Below are 16,196 nucleotides of genomic sequence, written 5' to 3' on the forward strand. Positions count from 1 at the left end.
CAACGACGAGGTGGCATTGCGGCTGTACGAGCCGGGCGTCCCGGCGCATGCGGTCCATGTGGCCGGCATGCCGACCATGCCGGCGTTCGCAAGGCCGCTCGGGCGCGCTGAATGCGCCCGTGAGCTCGGCCTCGCCCCCGCGCAGGCGACCTTGCTGCTGATGGGCGGCGGCGCCGGACTGGGCGGCTTGAACCGGGTCTCGTCGCCGATCACCACCCCATGGCGGGAAAATGCCGCATCGATGGTGGCCCCGTCCGCGTCGAGGATCAAGCGCTTCTTGCCGCTTTTGTACATGATGTCCCCGCATCCGATTGCGGTGGCCGGTCTGCCGTGAACACGGACCTGAGCACTGTCGACCATCAACCGCCTGCGTAACGACAGGCGTGTGACAACCGGGGGAAAACTGCAGGCTGACGTTTATCGGGCACAGGCACGGACACAGGCGCGGACACGGGGCAAAGGCGCGGCCGCGGCGCTGATCGCCGCGGCCGCCCGAGTTGCTATTGCCGTGCGCACGATGGACGGGTGCAGGCCAGGCTGACCTTGCGTGCATCCAGCACGGTCACACGGCCGTCACGGTCCATGTCGCGCGGGTCGGCGTCGCCGGAAGCGGACTGGTTGCGCGCCATGAACACCAACTGGGCATCGTCACGGTCGACGTCGCCGTCGCCGTCGACATCGCCCGCCAGTGTCGCGGCGCGCACGACCTGCGTGAACACCGTGCCGTTGGCCGACGACGCTCCCCTGACCGCCAGCGAGACGGCATTGGTCGTGCCCACCGGCGTGGCGGCGGGGATGGCGATCCGCACGTCGACCAGGGCGGACGCGTTCGGTCCCAGCACGAGGCTGCGGGGATAATCCTCGACGAATCCGCGTTCGTCGGTGGCGTTCACGGCGAAGGTGTCCTGGGCGCCCAGGTTCGTCACGCGGAAGCGCACCACGTAGCTTTGTCCCGGACTGAAGGCGCCGAAGCCGCCGCCCAGCGCCTCGACCTTGACGGTACGGCCCAGGAACACCGGCGAATGGATGCGCTGGAACGCGTCGCCCGTGGCCAGGCGTCCGCTCACCATGACGCGGAACGGCTGCGTGGGCAGCACGAAGTCCGCCAGGAATTCGTCGGGCATGGTCTCTCCGGCGCGGCGCGTGGCGGGCAGCTGGGCGATGGTGTCGCCGGCCTCGTTCACCAGCGCAAATTGCGCGGTATCGAATGCGCCGAGCATCGTCGCGCGCGCCTGCTGGGTGGCGCGTGCGAGCGGCTGGCTCTTGATCGGGTACAGGCCTTCGTGGCCTTCGCGTCCGCGCGTTTCGACGAACTCGAAACGGTTCAGTTCCAGAGGGCTGTCGCCCGACACCGAGACGTCGTAGTTGCCGACGCCGGCCAACGCCAGCCGCCAGTTACCGGCGGTAGGCGCCGTCAGGGCGATCAGCTTGCCACCCGTCAAGGTGGTGACCGTCAGGCCCGCCGTGCCGTCGACCACCTCGCGGCCGGCCGGATCGAACAGGCGCGCACTCGCACCGGCGTCGACCGCGACCGATACCTGAAGGCTGCGCAGCGTGCGGTCGACCGGGAACTGCAGGTTGCGCGCACCGCCGACGGTGCCCTTGGCGGCCAGCAGGGGCCGTGGGCTGGCGCTCACGTAGGGCATCACCAGACCGAAAATTTTCTCGGTTTCTTCGGCCGTGCGCTGCAGCGCGTACAACTGGCCGCCGGTCTCGGCCGCAATGGTGTAATAGGCTGGATCGATCGGTGAACACGAGCCGAAGGTAAGGAACGTGACGGTGATGTCCTTGGCATTGGCCTGGGTGACGACGTTGCCGGACAGGGCGGCATCCTTGGCGGAGGCATCGGTGAAGACATACAGCTGGGAGCCGTTCGGCGCGGCGTTGATCGCGCGCAGCGTGCCGGCCATGGACAGTTCCGGACAGTCGCCGCCGCCGGAGGCGAACAGGGAATTGGCGCGCGCCAGCAGCGCCGCGGCGTCGGCCGTGACGAAGGCGGCGCCGACCTGGGGATCGCCGAAATTGACCAGCAGGTAGCGGTCGGGCTGGTTGGGCCCGGTGCGCACCGTCTCGACGATCCGGGCGATGGACGACTTGACCCCGGCGATCACGCCGCCCATGCTGCCGGTGTCGTCGACCACGAAGCCGACCGCGCCGCGCATGTCGAGGAAGGCGCGGATCGCCTTGTCGTTGCCCGCGACGCCGGGCGCCGCGAGGATCTGGCGGATCAGGCTCTCGGTCGCGTCCACCGCGGCGGCGCGCGCGGGCGCGTGGCCGGCGCGGCCCGGCGCATCCTTGTGGATGCCGGGGTCGAGCAGCAGTCCATGGTTGCACTTGCCTTCGGGCGGCGCCAGGAAGGGATTGAAATAGCCGGTCGTCGGGAAACTCAGGCCAAAGGCGGCCAGGGTGCCTGAGCCGATCGACGACAGGCCGCGCTCGCAGGTGTCCTGGCTGGCGGCCAGGCGTGGGAGCACCATGGTGCCCAGGCCCGGCTGGCCGCCGGAAATATTGATCCAGTTACTGTGCGAGAAAAAGTCCTGCAGCGTGTGCAGCGCCCGGCCGACCTGGCGGCGCGCGCCTTCGCCATCCGGCGCCGGCGCCGCGAGCAGGCCGATCGCTGCATTCTTGATCGCGATGATGCGCTGCGAACATTCCGGCAGCAGCTCGTCGTCGCAGTGGGCAGTGGGTACCGACAGCTCTCCGCGCGAAGAGACGATCTCGTCGACGCCGGCCGTGCTGTCGCGTACTTCCAGGATGGCGCGTTCGGAAAACCGGTAGGTACCGCCACCGGGCGCCGGGACGGTGATCCGGGTCAGCGCGTCCCTGACGATGCCGACATGGCCAAACTCCTGGGTCGGCTTGAACGCGATCGCCGCCGGTATGGCGACGACGCCGACCAGCAGGCCCACCAGGCCCGCCAGCCTCAGTTTTGCAGATTGCATTCCATCTCCCGAGCAAGGTTCATCGAAAACCAAGAAACGACATCAGGTCCACCCACCCCTGCCGCGCCAGCGCGATGGCGATCGCCGCGTACAGCAGCGGCAGCATCGCCAGCGCGGCGCTGCGCCAGGCGTGCAGGCTCCCTACCACGAGGGCGCGCAGCAGCAGCGCCACGGCCAGGACGGCAGTCAGCCCCAGTACCCCCACGACCACGAAGGGCGCCTTGTCGTTGCCGGAACAGCGGGCGTACAGCACGCTCACCACCAGCAGCGCGGGTGCGGCCGCGGCGAGCCAGCGCGCCACGCGTCACAGGGCGGCGCGGCGGCCGCGGATCAGTGGAATGCCGCCGGGGGCCAGGACGGCGCCCAGCATGAACAAGGCCAGTGTGGACGGCTCCGGGACACTAGTGGCCGTGCCGATGTCGACGACGGCGCCGTGGACGGCGCTGACGGCGATGGCCTCGCCGAATCCGTCACTGAGCAGCAGGCCCGGCGCCGCCAGCAGGTCGAAGTCGATCGACACGGCGCCGGGGGCAAGCGCCGTGAACACCAGCCGCGCGAGCGGGAACGTCCCGGGCTGCAAGCCGATCAGGGTCGTGCCGTCCAGCAGCGATACTGCGGCGAAGTCCGCCCGGCCTGCTCCGAAGAGCGCGTGGGTCAGCTGGTCGACATCGACTTCGCCCAGGTAGTGGCCGAACTCGGCCCTCACCGGCGCAACCAGTGCGGGATCGAATACCAGGTCGAGGTCGAACCCCGCCAGGGCCTGGCCCGGCGCCAGGTCGCCGACCATGACGTCGAGGGAGAATTGCTGTCCCACGGTGACCGCAGGGCTTGACAGCGAGGTCGTCAGGACCGCGGCGCCGGCGGGTGCGGCAAGCGCGACGGCGCATGCCAGCAGTGCTGTGGCCGTGCGTATGATTCTTGAGAGTACCGAAGCCATGGTCGAATGTCCTTGTCGAGATAAGAGAGAGCGCCGCAGCGCTGTATCAGGGGGCGCCCGGATCACGCATGGTGGACATGCCGGATGTGCGAAGGGGCTGGATCCATCATCCCTCAGGCATAAAACATTGTCTTTTTGTTAGCGCAAGAAGTTGGCGATTCGACCATGATGCGAGCGCGGCGCGCCGGTATGTTTCCGGCAGATACAATAAGAGCCTATCCCGGTAGGTGGGAGTCGCTCCTGCCGCGCCTGGCAAGTGTGCGCTGCGTTGCTCGTCGTTGCATGGCTCGCCATGCGGCCTCCTCGCGCCTTGCTCACACCCGCCAAGCATCGGCATGAGCTTCCCCCCACCTACCGGGATAGGCTCTAAGAGACATCGACAACGCTACCGTGACCAGCATGCGCTATATGGATTTCAGTTCGTGGCAAGGCGCGATGACCACCATCATCGGGCTCGCCGTGTTGACCTTGCTGGGCGTGGGCATCCGCATCCTCATGATGCAGACCATCCAGCAGCGGCGCGAGCGCATGAATCGCCAGATCAACGAACGCCTGAAAACCCTGATCGCCGCCTACCGCACCCTGGGCGGCTCGTTCACCGGGCAATTGACGGTCGATCCGACGCATTTGCGCGAGGTGCGCGAGCGCGGCCAAGCGAGCGAAGTGGGCGAGGAGGGCATGGGGCTGGGCGAGGCAACGGCGAGCTCGGACCGCTCGCGCCGCATCCGCGACGCCGTCGAAGCCGCGCTGGCGGACATCCTGCTGCTCGGCACCGAAGAGCACTGCCGGCTGGCGGCGCAGGCGGCGGCCGACCTGGCGGCGGGGCGGCCCATTCATACGGCGGAGCTGGTCGTCAGCCTGCGCACGTTTGTCCGCGCGGCGCTCGATCTCGATCCGATGCCGGGCGAGGTGATGATTCCGCTGCAGGGGCCGACGCGCACGCAGGGTGGTGGCGGCCGTGCGAAAGGCGAGGCCGGCGGCGCCGGAAGCCGCGGCGGCGGCGGCATGGGCGGCGGCGGCGTGGGCATGCCCATCCCTGTCGGGCTTGGGCACAAGGACGGCGTCTAGTCACGCCTCCAGGAGCCTACCGGACAGGCTCCTGGAGCAACGGCAAGGGCGTCACCGTCACCTGGACGTCGAGCTCCTGCTTGCCGCCCCCGAGCACGATGCCGCGCAGCGGGGTCACGTCGCTGAAGTCGCGTCCCCAGCCCAGCGTGATGTGTTCATGCTGCACCAGGCAGCGGTTGGTCGGATCGAAATCGACCCAGCCCAGCGCCGGGCAGAACACCGACACCCACGCGTGCGAGGCATCGGCGCCAATCAGGCGCGGCTTGCCCTCGGGTGGGTGGGTCAGGATATAGCCGCTCACATAGCGCGCCGGCAGGCCGATGCTGCGCAGACAGCCGATCATCAGCTGGGCGAAGTCCTGGCACACGCCGCGCCGGCCGCGCAGCACCTGCTCGAGCGGGGTCGAGATATCGGTCGCCTTGGCATCGAATTCGAAGTCGTCGAAGATCCTGTACGTCAGGTCCAGCGCGGCATCGAGCTGCGGCCGGCCCGGGGTATAGCTGGCGCGGGCGTAGGCTTCGAGCTCGGGGAAGCTGGTGACATGCGGCGAGGCGTACAGATAGCGGCAGGCTTCCAGGGTGGCGGCGCTTTTTTCCTTGCCCATCATGTCGCGCACGCCTTCCCACGGCAGCGTCCCGGCGATCTGCGCCAGGGTGTGGCGCGCGCGCAGCGACACCGTCGATTCGGCGTGCACCAGCAGGCTGTCATGCGGCACGCTCAGCGCCACGTGGCGGGTCAGGTTGCCAAAGTAATCGACGCCGTCCTTGCTGTCGTTGACGACCGGATCGAGCCAGATCAGGTGAGACTCGGTCTGCTGGCAGGGGAAGGAGCGCGGTGTCAGGTGCAGGTATTGCTGCGACAGGGTGACCGGGCTGCTGTAGACGTAGCGCGTTTCATGCACCACGCGATAGCGCGCGCAGGTTCCGGCGCCCGCCGGCGGATTGTTCATGAACTGCGTGTCCATGAGCTGCGTGTGCATGCGCTGCGCGATCATGAGCTGCGGTTCCTTTGGCGGCCGTTGTCGGTATAGCTGAAAAATTGCACGCTGATCTGCTCGGACAGGGCCGCGCTGGCCAGGCTGATGCGGTGCAGCAGGCCGCTCAGCATCGCATTGCCGTGGTTCAGGTCGGCGCCCGGGTCGAGCCCGATCAACTCGTCCTTCAGGGACGCCAGCGTGTCCGCGCCGCAGGCGCCCTGGGTCTGCGCGATGCGGGCCAGGGTGCTCAGGATGCCATTGAGCTGGAACAGGATCGAGCGCGGGTTGGTCTCGTCGAGCAGCAGCAGGTCGAGCACCGGCAGCCACTCGGGCTGGGTACGGTAGCGCGCGCGGTAGGTGACGATGCTGTCGGACAGTTCGAGCAGCCATTCCAGATTGCCGTTCTCGTCCATTGCGAGCGCGCGCTGCAGCACCAGGCTCTGGAACTGCAGGCGCTCCAGGCGGCGGCCGAGCGACATGAAGCGCCAGCCGAGGTCGCGCGTCATGCCGTCGAAGGCGAACCCGGCCAGCGTCATCAGCGCGGACGTGGCGTCGTCGAGGATCGTCATCACGCCCGACTGCGACGGCCGCTCGCCGGGCGCGGAAGCCGGCTGCACCATGCGGTTCAGCGCGCGCCAGTTGTCGACCGAGAAGCGTTCGTGCAGCTGGCCGGCGATCCGGTACAACTGTTGCTGCTGGCGCGCCAGGCCGGGCACGTTCGGCGAGACCACCGCCAGCATCAGGGCCGCCTCCATCTCGGCATCGGTGAAGATGGCGCTGGCCTGGCCCGGCCCTTCGCCAGGCCCCGGCGCCGGCGCTTTCTTTTCGGCGTCGATCAGCCCGAACCAGATGCACAGCGCCTCGACGGTCGGCCACTCGGCGCCGCGCTGGTCGAAGCGCACGTTGAACAGGAAATGGAGCGCGACCCGCAGCAGGCGCGCGATATTGTCGCAACGCTCGACATGGCGCCCGAACCACAACAGATTCTCTGCCATGCGGCTCGACAGGTTGCTGTCTTCGCGCACCAGGTCGGCGCCCGTGATGCTGCGTTTCTGCAGGCGGTGCACTGCGGCCCGGGAGCGCGCCTGGACCCAGGTATCCTTGCTGGCCCCGCCCATCTGCATCGTCAGCACGCGCGCATCGGGCCCGGTGGCCACCCGGGTCAGGCCGCCCGGCATCACTACGTAGCCATGCGGCGTGGCGCAGGCGAACACCCGCAGGCCGATGGCGCGCGCCTGCAGGCCGGGCGTGGCGCCGTCGTTCCACACCGGCGCCTGCGACAGCCGCACCAGTTCCTGGGCGATGTAATTGTTGGGATTGGCGCGCAGGCGGGCGATGAAGGCTGCGCGCGCGGCGCCGTCCAGGTCCTGGCCGAACACGGCCGCTTGCGGCAGTTGCGAGAAACTGGGCTTGATCACCAGCCGGTCGAGCCTGGCGACCACGGTTTCCAGCGCCGCATCTTCGCCGCACCACCAGGTGGCCACCGACGGCATCTTGAGGGGCTCGCCCAGCAAGCGCTTCGACAGCGCCGGCAGGAAGCCGAGAAGCGCGCCCGATTCGAGCAGGCTCGAGCCGAGGCTGTTGGCGACCAGCACGTTGCCGCGCATGGCGGCCTGGGTCAGGCCGGCCACGCCCAGCAACGAGCTTTGCAGTTCGAGCGGATCGCACGATTCGTCGTCGACCCGGCGCATGATCACGTGCACCCGGTGCAGGCCGTCCAGGGTTTTCAGGTAGACCACGCCGTCGCGCACCGTCAGGTCGCCGCCTTCGACCAGCGGCAGGCCGAGATAGCGCGCCAGGTAGGCCTGTTCGTAGTAGCTCTGGGTGCGCGGGCCCGGCGTCAGGAGCACGATCAGCGGCGCTTCGCCCTCGCGCAGCGGCGCCGGCGCGTCGCCGCCGGCCGCGCACCGGCGGCCCCAGTGCACCAGGCTCTCGTGCATGGTGCGGAAGAACCGGGTCAGGGGCTGCACCTTGAGTTCGCGCAGCAGGTCGGGGAAGGTGGGGGCGATGATGGCGCGGTTTTCCAGCGCATAGCCGGCGCCGAAGGGCGCCTGGGTACGGTCGGCCATCACCCACCAGCGGCCGTCCGGGGCGCGCGCCAGGTCGACCGCGTAGAAGTGCAGGGCGACGTCATCGTGATGGCGCATGCCGTGGCAGGACCGCAAAAAGCCCGCGTGGCCGTGGATCAGCGCCGGCGGCAGCAGGCCTTCGCTCAGCATCTCCTCCTTGCCGTAGACGTCGACCAGGATCCTGTTGAGCAGGGTGGCGCGCTGGATCACGGCGGCCTCGATGCCGCTCCATTCCTCGTGCGGCAGGATCAGCGGCAGCACGTTCAGGTCCCACTGCCGTTGCCGGCCGTGGGCGTCGGCGGGCACGTTGTAGCTCACCCCGTTTTCGCGCACCTGGCGCTGCACCATCTGCTGGCGCTGGCGCATCACGGCGGGCGCCTCGTGCGCCAGGTTGTCCAGCAGCGCACGCCAGTGCGCGCGCGGCGCCTTGGTCGCGTCGAGCATTTCGTCGAAACTGTCCGGCGCGGCCAGGTAGTGGGCAAGTAGTTGATTCGGCATCGAAGCTGCTGATTACAGGTGGTACGAAAGCGACAGGTTAGCCTGCCTGCCAGCGTAAATCTAGTGTCATAGGGAAACTAGGATTGAGCGGCTCCTTGCGCACCGTCATCGGACCCGGTGTATGGCCATGCGGCCAGAAGCGGGCGAAACGGCGCGCCTCGGCGGCATTGGCATTGACCGGCGAGCCCGTTTCATTGCGTCCGCCCGGATGCACCACGTGGTAGGTGCAGCCGCCGATCGCACGTCCGCTCCAGGTGTCGACCAGGTCGAACACCAGCGGCGCCTGGACCCGGATGCTCGGATGCAGGGCCGACCATGGACTCCACGCGCGAAAGCGCACGCCGGCCACGTACTCGCCCGGCACGCCGGTCGGGTGCAGCGGCAGCATGCGGCCGTTGCAGGCCACCACGTGGCGGCCGTCGGTCAGTCCGCGCACCAGCAGCTGCATGCGTTCGACCGACGAATCGACGTAGCGCGCGGTGCCGCCGGCCGCGACTTCTTCGCCCAGCACGTTCCACGGCTCGATCGCCTGGCGCAGCTCCATCTCGACGCCCTCGTAGACGACGGTGCCGAAGCGCGGGAAGCGGAATTCGATAAAGGGCTCGAACCAGTGGTCTTCGAAGGCATAGCCGGCCGCGCGCAGGTCGCGCGCGACGTCGCGGATATCCTGGGCGACGAAATGCGGCAGCATCCAGCGGTCGTGCAGGGCGGTGCCCCAGTGCACCAGCCCGGCCTCGCAGGGCTCGCGCCAGAAGCGCGCGACCAGGGCCCGCAGCAACAGCATTTGCAGCAGGCTCATACGTTCGTGCGGCGGCATTTCGAAGGCGCGGAACTCCACCAGGCCCAGGCGGCCGGTCGGGCCATCCGGCGAATACAGCTTGTCGATCGAAAATTCGGCGCGGTGCGTATTGCCGGTCAGGTCGACCAGCAGGTTGCGCAGCAGGCGGTCGACCATCCACGGCTTGTCGCCCGGCTGCAGGGTCGGCAGCACCTTGTCCATCTGCTGGAAGGCGATCGCCAGTTCATACAGGTTGTCGTCGCGCGCCTCGTCCACGCGCGGAGCCTGGCTGGTCGGTCCGATGAAGGTCCCCGAAAACAGGTAGGACAGGGCGGGATGGATCTGCCAGTAGGTGATCAGGCTCTTGAGCAGGTCGGGACGGCGCAGCATCGGGCTGTCTTCGGCGCTGGCGCCGCCCAGGGTGGCGTGGTTGCCGCCACCGGTGCCGGTGTGGCGGCCGTCATGCATGAATTTCTCGGTGCCCAGGCGCGTGAGGCGCGCTTCCTGGTACAGGGTCGTCACGTTGTGCACCAGCTCGTTCCACGAGGCGGCCGGATGGATATTGACTTCGATGACGCCAGGGTCGGGCGTGACGCTGAGCAGCTTGACGCGCGGGTCCCGCGGCGGCGCATAGCCTTCGATCCGCAGTTGCATCCCGAGCCTGGCGGCGGTGGCCTCGACCGCGCCGACCAGCGCCAGGTAATCCTCAAGGCGTTGCTGCGGCGGCATGAAGACGTGCAGGCGCCCGGCGCGCACTTCGACGCACAGCGCGGTGTGGATCACCTCGCGCGCGGCAGGCTCGTCGCGCGCGGCAGGCTCTGAGGGCGCGCCCGGCGCGCCGGTCCTGCCGGCCTGCTGGCCGCCAGCGCGGCCCGGCGCCGCTTGCACGGCCTCTTGCAGGGGCGCCAGGGCGGCGCGCGGGGCGAACGGGTCGACCTCGACATCGGGATCGCGTTCCTGCGCCAGCACCCATGGCAGCGAGGCCAGCGGCAGTCTCAGGCCGATCGGCGAGTCGCCCTCGATCAGGTACAGGTGTTCGCGCCGCAGCGGCCAGGCCGAGGTGCGCCAGCCGGCGCCGGCCGCGGCCTGCAGCGGCAGCACGTAGCCGGCCACCTGGCCCAGGCCGCGTTCGAGCAGGCGCGCCAGCCGGCGCCGTTCCTCCGGCGCGTCCAGGTCTGCCTGCAGGGGATCGAGGTTGGACGGCAGCGCCTGCTCGCGCTGGGCCTGCAGCAGCACGTCCTCATAGGCGGGGATGACGCTGCCGGCGGGCAGGCCGAGCGCATCGACCAGCGCGGCGGCGAAACGGGCGGCGTCCGCGGCGCCATAGCCGTCGTCGACGTGTTCGCTGGAAAACAGGTCGGGGTCGCGCCACAGCGGCTCGCCGTCGACGCGCCAGAAGATGTTCAGCGCCCAGCGCGGCAGCGGTTCACCCGGATACCATTTTCCCTGGCCGTAGTGGAGCAGCCCGCCCGGCGCGAACCTGTCCTTCAGTCGCTGCGCCAGCGTGCCGGCCAGCGCGCGTTTCCGCTCGCCGTGCGCCTGGGTATTCCACTCCGGCGCGTCCATGTCGTCGATCGAGACGAAGGTGGGCTCGCCGCCCTGGGTCAGGCGCACGTCCTGGGCCAGCAGATCGGCGTCGACCTGCCGGCCCAGGCGGTCGATGGCCTGCCAGTCGGCGTCCGAATACGGTTTGGTCACGCGTGGGTCTTCATGGATGCGGGTGATCGTCATCTCGTGGACGAACGTGACCTCGGCCTCGTCGCTGAAGCCCGTCACCGGCGCCGCCGACGAGGGCTGCGCCGTGCAGGCGAGCGGGATATGGCCTTCGCCCGCCAGCATGCCCGAGGTCGGGTCGAGCCCGATCCAGCCGGCGCCGGGGATGTACACCTCGGTCCACGCGTGCAGGTCGGTGAAGTCTTCGATGGCGCCGCTCGGACCGTCGAGCGCCTCCTGGTCGGCGCGCAGCTGGATCAGGTAGCCGGAAACGAAACGCGCCGCCAGCCCCATCGTGCGCAGGATCTGCACCAGCAGCCAGCCGCTGTCGCGGCACGAGCCGGTGCGCTTCTCCAGCGTGTCTTCCGGCGTCTGCACGCCGGGCTCCATGCGCAGCAGATAAGCGATGTCGCGCTGCAGGCGCTGGTTGATCGCCACCAGGAAGTCGGCGGTATTCATCGGCTCCGCCAGCAGCTCGCGCCGCGCCGCCGCCACCCATGCCCGCAGCAGCGGGCCGGCCGGCTCAGGCTGGGCGTAGGCGCTCAGTTCCCCCTGCAACTGCTCGGGATAGGCAAAGGGAAAATGCTCCGCATATTGCTCAACGAAGAAGTCGAAGGGATTGATGACGGTCATGTCGGCGACCAGGTCGACAGTAAACTCGAGCGTATCCGTTTTTTCCGGGAACACGAAGCGGCCGATGTAATTTCCGTATGGGTCTTGCTGCCAGTTGATGAAATGCTCCTGCGGCAGCACCGACAGCGAATACGACAGGATCGGCGTGCGCGCGTGCGGCGCCGGACGCAGGCGCACCTCATGCGGCGAGAGGGTGACTTGCCGGTCGTAGCGGTAACTGGTCTTGTGGTGCAGCGCGATACGGATAGCCATGCGGGCGTGCCTTTATAGGAGAGATCACGAACAATACCAGCACATCGATACATGCCTGTTTCAACTGTGCATAAGCATGATTCATACCCGCAATATAATGGGTTCGTGCGGCCTTGCCGAGCTGGCACGTTTCTTGATTGCACTGATGCCACTGGAGGGCCCAATGCCGAACTTTTACAATGAAATGTATTCCTCTGCGGCAACAGCAAGGCCTCACTATGACGCGTTCGCGCGCTGGCTCGCCTCGCAGCCGCCGGAGCTGATCGCGCAAAAGCGGGTCGAAGCCGAACTGACTTTCCAGCGGGTGGGGATCACCTTCGCGGTCTATGGCGACAACGCCGGCAAGGAGCGCTTGATCCCGTTCGACATCATTCCACGCGTGATCAATGCCGCCGAATGGGCCAGGCTGCAGGCCGGCCTGGTGCAGCGGGTGACGGCGCTGAACCGTTTCCTGCACGATGTCTACCACAGGCAGGATATCCTGAAGGCGGGCATCATTCCGTCCGGGCAGATCCTGAACAATGCGCAGTACCGCCCCGCCATGCAGGGCATCCAGGTTCCTTCCAATATCTACGCCCATATCGCCGGGGTCGACATCGTGCGCGCAGGTGAGGGCGAGTTTTATGTTCTGGAGGACAATCTGCGAGTGCCGTCCGGCGTGTCCTACATGCTGGAAAACCGCAAGATGATGATGCGGCTGTTCCCCGCCCTGTTCGCGCGCAACCGCGTGGCGCCAGTGGAGCACTATCCCGACCTGCTGCTCGACAATCTGCGCACCGTGGCGCCGGACGGACCGCTTGACCCGACCGTGGTCGTGCTCACGCCCGGCATGCACAACTCGGCCTATTTCGAACACGCCTTCCTGGCCCAGCAGATGGGTGTGGCGCTGGTGCAGGGGCAAGACCTGTATGTCAGCGACGACACCGTCTACATGCGCACCACGCGCGGGCCGAAGCAGGTCGACGTCATCTATCGCCGCATCGACGACGACTACCTCGATCCACGCGCCTTCCGCGCCGAGTCCACGCTGGGCGTGCCGGGCCTGCTCGACGCGGTGCGCGCCGGGCGGGTCGGCCTGGCCAACGCCATCGGCACCGGGGTGGCCGACGACAAGTCGATCTATCCCTTCGTGCCGGACATGATCGAATTCTACCTGGGCGAAAAGCCGATCCTGAACAATGTGCCGACCTACCAGTGCCGGAAAAAGGAAGACCTGGCCTATACCCTGTCCCGGCTGCCCGAGCTGGTGGTGAAGGAAGTACACGGCGCCGGCGGCTACGGCATGCTGGTCGGGCCGGCCTCGACCCACGCCGAGATCGAGGCCTTTCGCGAGCGCCTGGTGGCCAACCCGGACGGCTATATCGCCCAGCCCACGCTGGCCTTGTCGGCGTGCCCGACCTATGTCGAATCGGGCATCGCGCCGCGCCACATCGACCTGCGTCCCTTCGTCTTGTCGGGCAAGACCGTGTCGATGGTGCCGGGCGGCCTGACCCGGGTGGCGCTGCGGGAAGGTTCGCTGGTGGTCAATTCATCGCAGGGCGGCGGCACCAAGGATACCTGGATACTGGAGAACTAGCATGTTGAGCCGCACCGCAGACCACTTGTTCTGGATGGCCCGCTACACCGAGCGCGCCGAAAACACGGCCCGCATGCTCGATGTCCGGGTCCAGCATTCGCTGATGCCGCAGTCGGGGCAGGCCGAGCAGCAGGGCTGGCGCAGCATGCTGGTCGTGTCCGAGCTGGAGGAGCAGTTCGAGGCCAAATACCCCGCGCTCACGCAGAAGGACGTGATCGACTTCATGGTCCGCGATCCGGACAACCTGTCCTCGATCACGAGCTGCCTGCGCGCGGCGCGCGAGAATGCGCGCGCCGTGCGCGGCGCCCTGACCACCGAGGTGTGGGAAACCGAGAACACGACCTGGCTGATGCTGCAGCAGCATCTCGACAAGCGCACCTTCGAGCACGATCCCGGCCAGTTCCTGGAATGGGTCAAGTACCGCTCGCACATGTCACGCGGCGTCACGCTGGGCACCATGCTCCAGGACGAGGCGTTCAACTTCATCCGCCTCGGCACCTTCCTGGAACGGGCCGACAATACGGCGCGCATCCTCGACGTCAAGTTCAGGTTCGGCGGCGCCGATGCCGCCCAGGCCGGGACGCAGGCAGAGTTCTACCAGCTGGCGGCGCTGCTGCGCTCGGTGTCCGCCTTCGAGACCTACCGCAAGGTCTACCGGGACGCCATCACGTCGACGCGGGTGGCCGAACTATTGATACTGCAAGAGAAAATGCCGCGCTCGCTGGTGGCGTGCATGGCCGCGGTGGTGGCCAACCTGAAGGACGTGCGTAATGCGCAGTCGCACGATACCGAGCGCCTGGCCGTGGAGCTGTACGCCATGCTGCAATCGGCCCCGATCGGCGACATCCTCGAAGAAGGCCTGGACGCCTTCCTGACGCGCTTCCTGGCGTCGGTCGACGCGCTGGGCAACGGCATCAGCCGCGACTTCCTGATCCCGATCGAGCCGGCCCCGCCGGACCAGGGACAGACCCAGTCGCAGACGCAGACCCTGGGCGGGATGACCCAGACCCAGACGGCGTGACGGGACGCACCAGCATGGCGCGCGCTGCACCGTTTCGAGAAAAACGGCGCCGCCGAGCGTCATGACGGTGCGCCTGCTCAGGCTCCCTGCGTGGCGGGCGCCGGCGTCGCGGCCGGCTTGACCGGGGCCGTCTCTTTCCCGATCCGGGCGCGCACGACGCGGTGCACGAAGTGCAGCTTTTCCAGTACCGGCGGGCTGAGCGTGAACGGATAGGAGTCCGGCATCCCGATGCTGCGATTGAGGCTGTTGAGCACGTAAGTCAGCGCGAACCAGTCGCTCAGGGTATCGTCGAACGCGTCCGTCCTGGTCGGCAGGGTGATGCCGTCGAGCGCAGGCTCGTCGGCCTGGCGCGGCTTGAGCTGCAGGCCGCAAGAGTGCGCCGTCTCCAGCGTATCGATCATGTGCAGGTAGTGGGCCCAGGTCTCGGCCCAGTCTTCCCATGGGTGCGAGCTGGCATAGCTGCTCACGAAACGCTCGGCCCAGTCGTCGGCCGGCCCATTCTCGTAATGGCGCTTCAGGCTCTCGCCATAATCCTGGCGTTCGTCGCCGAACAGGGAGCGGTATTCGTCGAGCCACGGGCTGCCGGCCACCAGGCGGTCGAAATAGTAATGGCCGCTTTCGTGACGAAAATGACCCAGCAGCGTGCGATAGCGCTCGTGCATCTGCTCGCGCGTGCGTTCGCGCTCGGCCGGATCGGCTTCGGCAATGTTCAGGGTGATCACGCCGTTGGCATGGCCGGTCATTACGGACTGATCCGTCACGCCGTCTTCCAGGAACTGGAATGCAAGGCCGGTCTCCGGCTCGGCTTCCTTCGACGCGGGGGTCAGGTTCAGCGTCGCCAGCGAAAACAGCAGACGGCGCTTGGCCGCTTCGAGACGCGCCCACAGGATGCGGTTTTTTTCGGACGTCAGCGCCGGGATGACGACGGTCAGCTGACACGAGGCGCACAAATCGTGCGGGTCGTCCGCAGGCAGCATCCAGTTGCATACATTGTGCTGAACATAATTGCTGCACTGTTTATAGACCTTGCCTGCGTCGATGCTGTTCAGGCTGCGCCACAGGCCGTCCCCAGTCTGCTCGAAGCTGTTGACGCTGCGCGTGGCCGGCTGGTAGCCAAGCGTGCTGTCGCAGTTGAAGCAGAGGGTGTTTTCAAAAAATATCTGTTGTGAGCACTTGTCGCAGTGAAAGGTTTTCATGGCAGAAAGAAGAGTGGGCCAACGGTCGTTGTTCGGTATTGATAATCTAACAGCAAATCCAATCTCGGCAGGCACGTGTAAGACAACGCCGCACATCGTGTGCGCAGGCAGGCAGGATGTGCGCTGGCCGGCACGGGATGCCTGGTCTGGAACAGATGAGTATGGGGTGCCGGGCCGGGCCGGGCGCGACCGTGCGCCCATGCGCAGTGGGAGGCGATCCGGTTGCCTGGCAACGCCGCGGGCGACCGGGTCCGCAGTACCCATCCATCAAGTCAGACAAGTGTGACAAATTCGGGCCGGGCGCAGTCGCCACCTACCGAAGCATCAACGCCAGGGGCAAGTGGCGAGGCGATGATGTCGTTGCGGGGGCCGACATGTGCAAGGTGGAGGGGATGAGGGAAAGGCGAACCTGGCGTTGCCGGGAGTAAAGTCGGCGGCGCGGGTCATGGGGGCGGGGGATGAGAGTCGGGATACTCCCCGAGTTTGGACGCATGGACGACGGGCCGGCGGGTCAAGGTCAGTCCTGCTCAAGCCGCC

At 67.5% G+C, this 16,196-nt stretch carries 11 protein-coding genes; 4 read left to right on the forward strand and 7 right to left on the reverse strand.

Annotated elements, in window-relative coordinates:
• Window positions 1-16 precede the first annotated feature (16 nt).
• Window positions 17-334, forward strand: a complete 318-nt coding sequence (locus ACZ9AQ_RS17570; RefSeq protein ID WP_429205868.1) for a hypothetical protein — start codon at window positions 17-19, stop codon at window positions 332-334.
• Window positions 335-500: 166 nt separating this feature from the next.
• On the opposite strand, the gene ACZ9AQ_RS17575 is transcribed toward ACZ9AQ_RS17570, so the two are convergent.
• Genes ACZ9AQ_RS17575 through ACZ9AQ_RS17585 form a run of 3 tightly spaced genes read right to left on the reverse strand, consistent with a single transcriptional unit; the run spans window position 501 to window position 3,879 of the window.
• Window positions 501-2,942 (reverse strand): vWA domain-containing protein, encoded by a 2,442-nt coding sequence (locus ACZ9AQ_RS17575; RefSeq protein ID WP_429205867.1) that lies wholly within the window; start codon window positions 2,940-2,942, stop codon window positions 501-503.
• A gap of 19 nt (window positions 2,943-2,961) precedes the next feature.
• Complete coding sequence (locus ACZ9AQ_RS17580) at window positions 2,962-3,243, reverse strand: hypothetical protein (RefSeq protein WP_429205866.1); 282 nt, start codon at window positions 3,241-3,243, stop codon at window positions 2,962-2,964.
• Between the two features lie 3 nt (window positions 3,244-3,246).
• Complete coding sequence (locus tag ACZ9AQ_RS17585; protein WP_429205864.1) at window positions 3,247-3,879, reverse strand: cohesin domain-containing protein; 633 nt, start codon at window positions 3,877-3,879, stop codon at window positions 3,247-3,249.
• A gap of 399 nt (window positions 3,880-4,278) precedes the next feature.
• Between ACZ9AQ_RS17585 and ACZ9AQ_RS17590 the strand changes: the two genes are divergently transcribed.
• Entirely contained in the window at window positions 4,279-4,947 is a 669-nt protein-coding gene (locus ACZ9AQ_RS17590; RefSeq protein ID WP_429205863.1) for a hypothetical protein, read from the forward strand.
• A gap of 16 nt (window positions 4,948-4,963) precedes the next feature.
• On the opposite strand, the gene ACZ9AQ_RS17595 is transcribed toward ACZ9AQ_RS17590, so the two are convergent.
• Genes ACZ9AQ_RS17595 through ACZ9AQ_RS17605 form a run of 3 tightly spaced genes read right to left on the reverse strand, consistent with a single transcriptional unit; the run spans window position 4,964 to window position 11,866 of the window.
• Entirely contained in the window at window positions 4,964-5,911 is a 948-nt protein-coding gene (locus tag ACZ9AQ_RS17595) for a transglutaminase family protein (RefSeq protein ID WP_429205999.1), read from the reverse strand.
• A gap of 26 nt (window positions 5,912-5,937) precedes the next feature.
• On the reverse strand, window positions 5,938-8,490 hold the full coding sequence (locus ACZ9AQ_RS17600) for a circularly permuted type 2 ATP-grasp protein (RefSeq protein ID WP_429205861.1): 2,553 nt from the start codon (window positions 8,488-8,490) through the stop codon (window positions 5,938-5,940).
• A gap of 37 nt (window positions 8,491-8,527) precedes the next feature.
• Window positions 8,528-11,866: a transglutaminase family protein gene (locus ACZ9AQ_RS17605; protein WP_429205860.1), complete on the reverse strand. Its 3,339-nt coding sequence runs from the start codon at window positions 11,864-11,866 to the stop codon at window positions 8,528-8,530.
• A gap of 163 nt (window positions 11,867-12,029) precedes the next feature.
• Here ACZ9AQ_RS17605 and ACZ9AQ_RS17610 point away from each other — a divergent pair, with 163 nt between their 5' ends.
• Together ACZ9AQ_RS17610 and ACZ9AQ_RS17615 are read left to right on the forward strand one after the other, a co-directional pair.
• Window positions 12,030-13,442 carry a circularly permuted type 2 ATP-grasp protein gene (locus tag ACZ9AQ_RS17610; RefSeq protein WP_429205858.1) on the forward strand — a complete coding sequence of 471 codons (1,413 nt, stop codon included), beginning with the start codon at window positions 12,030-12,032 and terminating at the stop codon, window positions 13,440-13,442.
• A 1-nt stretch (window position 13,443) separates the two neighbouring features.
• A complete protein-coding gene (locus ACZ9AQ_RS17615; protein WP_429205856.1) occupies window positions 13,444-14,463 on the forward strand; it encodes an alpha-E domain-containing protein in 1,020 nt (339 codons plus the stop codon).
• Between the two features lie 77 nt (window positions 14,464-14,540).
• On the opposite strand, the gene ACZ9AQ_RS17620 is transcribed toward ACZ9AQ_RS17615, so the two are convergent.
• Window positions 14,541-15,659, reverse strand: a complete 1,119-nt coding sequence (locus ACZ9AQ_RS17620; protein ID WP_429205854.1) for a zinc-binding metallopeptidase family protein — start codon at window positions 15,657-15,659, stop codon at window positions 14,541-14,543.
• Between the last annotated feature and the right edge of the window lie 537 nt (window positions 15,660-16,196).

This window comes from Massilia sp. UYP34 (assembly GCF_056279385.1).

What these genes read in the sequence shown, in the direction of transcription:
- ACZ9AQ_RS17600 (WP_429205861.1), bottom strand. Translation starts at nt 8,490, where the DNA reads ATGCCGAATCAACTACTTGCCCACTACCTGGCCGCGCCGGACAGTTTC.
- ACZ9AQ_RS17590 (WP_429205863.1), top strand. Translation starts at nt 4,279, where the DNA reads ATGCGCTATATGGATTTCAGTTCGTGGCAAGGCGCGATGACCACCATC.
- ACZ9AQ_RS17575 (WP_429205867.1), bottom strand. Translation starts at nt 2,942, where the DNA reads ATGCAATCTGCAAAACTGAGGCTGGCGGGCCTGGTGGGCCTGCTGGTC.
- ACZ9AQ_RS17605 (WP_429205860.1), bottom strand. Translation starts at nt 11,866, where the DNA reads ATGGCTATCCGTATCGCGCTGCACCACAAGACCAGTTACCGCTACGAC.
- ACZ9AQ_RS17585 (WP_429205864.1), bottom strand. Translation starts at nt 3,879, where the DNA reads ATGGCTTCGGTACTCTCAAGAATCATACGCACGGCCACAGCACTGCTG.
- ACZ9AQ_RS17595 (WP_429205999.1), bottom strand. Translation starts at nt 5,911, where the DNA reads ATGGACACGCAGTTCATGAACAATCCGCCGGCGGGCGCCGGAACCTGC.
- ACZ9AQ_RS17620 (WP_429205854.1), bottom strand. Translation starts at nt 15,659, where the DNA reads ATGAAAACCTTTCACTGCGACAAGTGCTCACAACAGATATTTTTTGAA.
- ACZ9AQ_RS17615 (WP_429205856.1), top strand. Translation starts at nt 13,444, where the DNA reads ATGTTGAGCCGCACCGCAGACCACTTGTTCTGGATGGCCCGCTACACC.
- ACZ9AQ_RS17610 (WP_429205858.1), top strand. Translation starts at nt 12,030, where the DNA reads ATGCCGAACTTTTACAATGAAATGTATTCCTCTGCGGCAACAGCAAGG.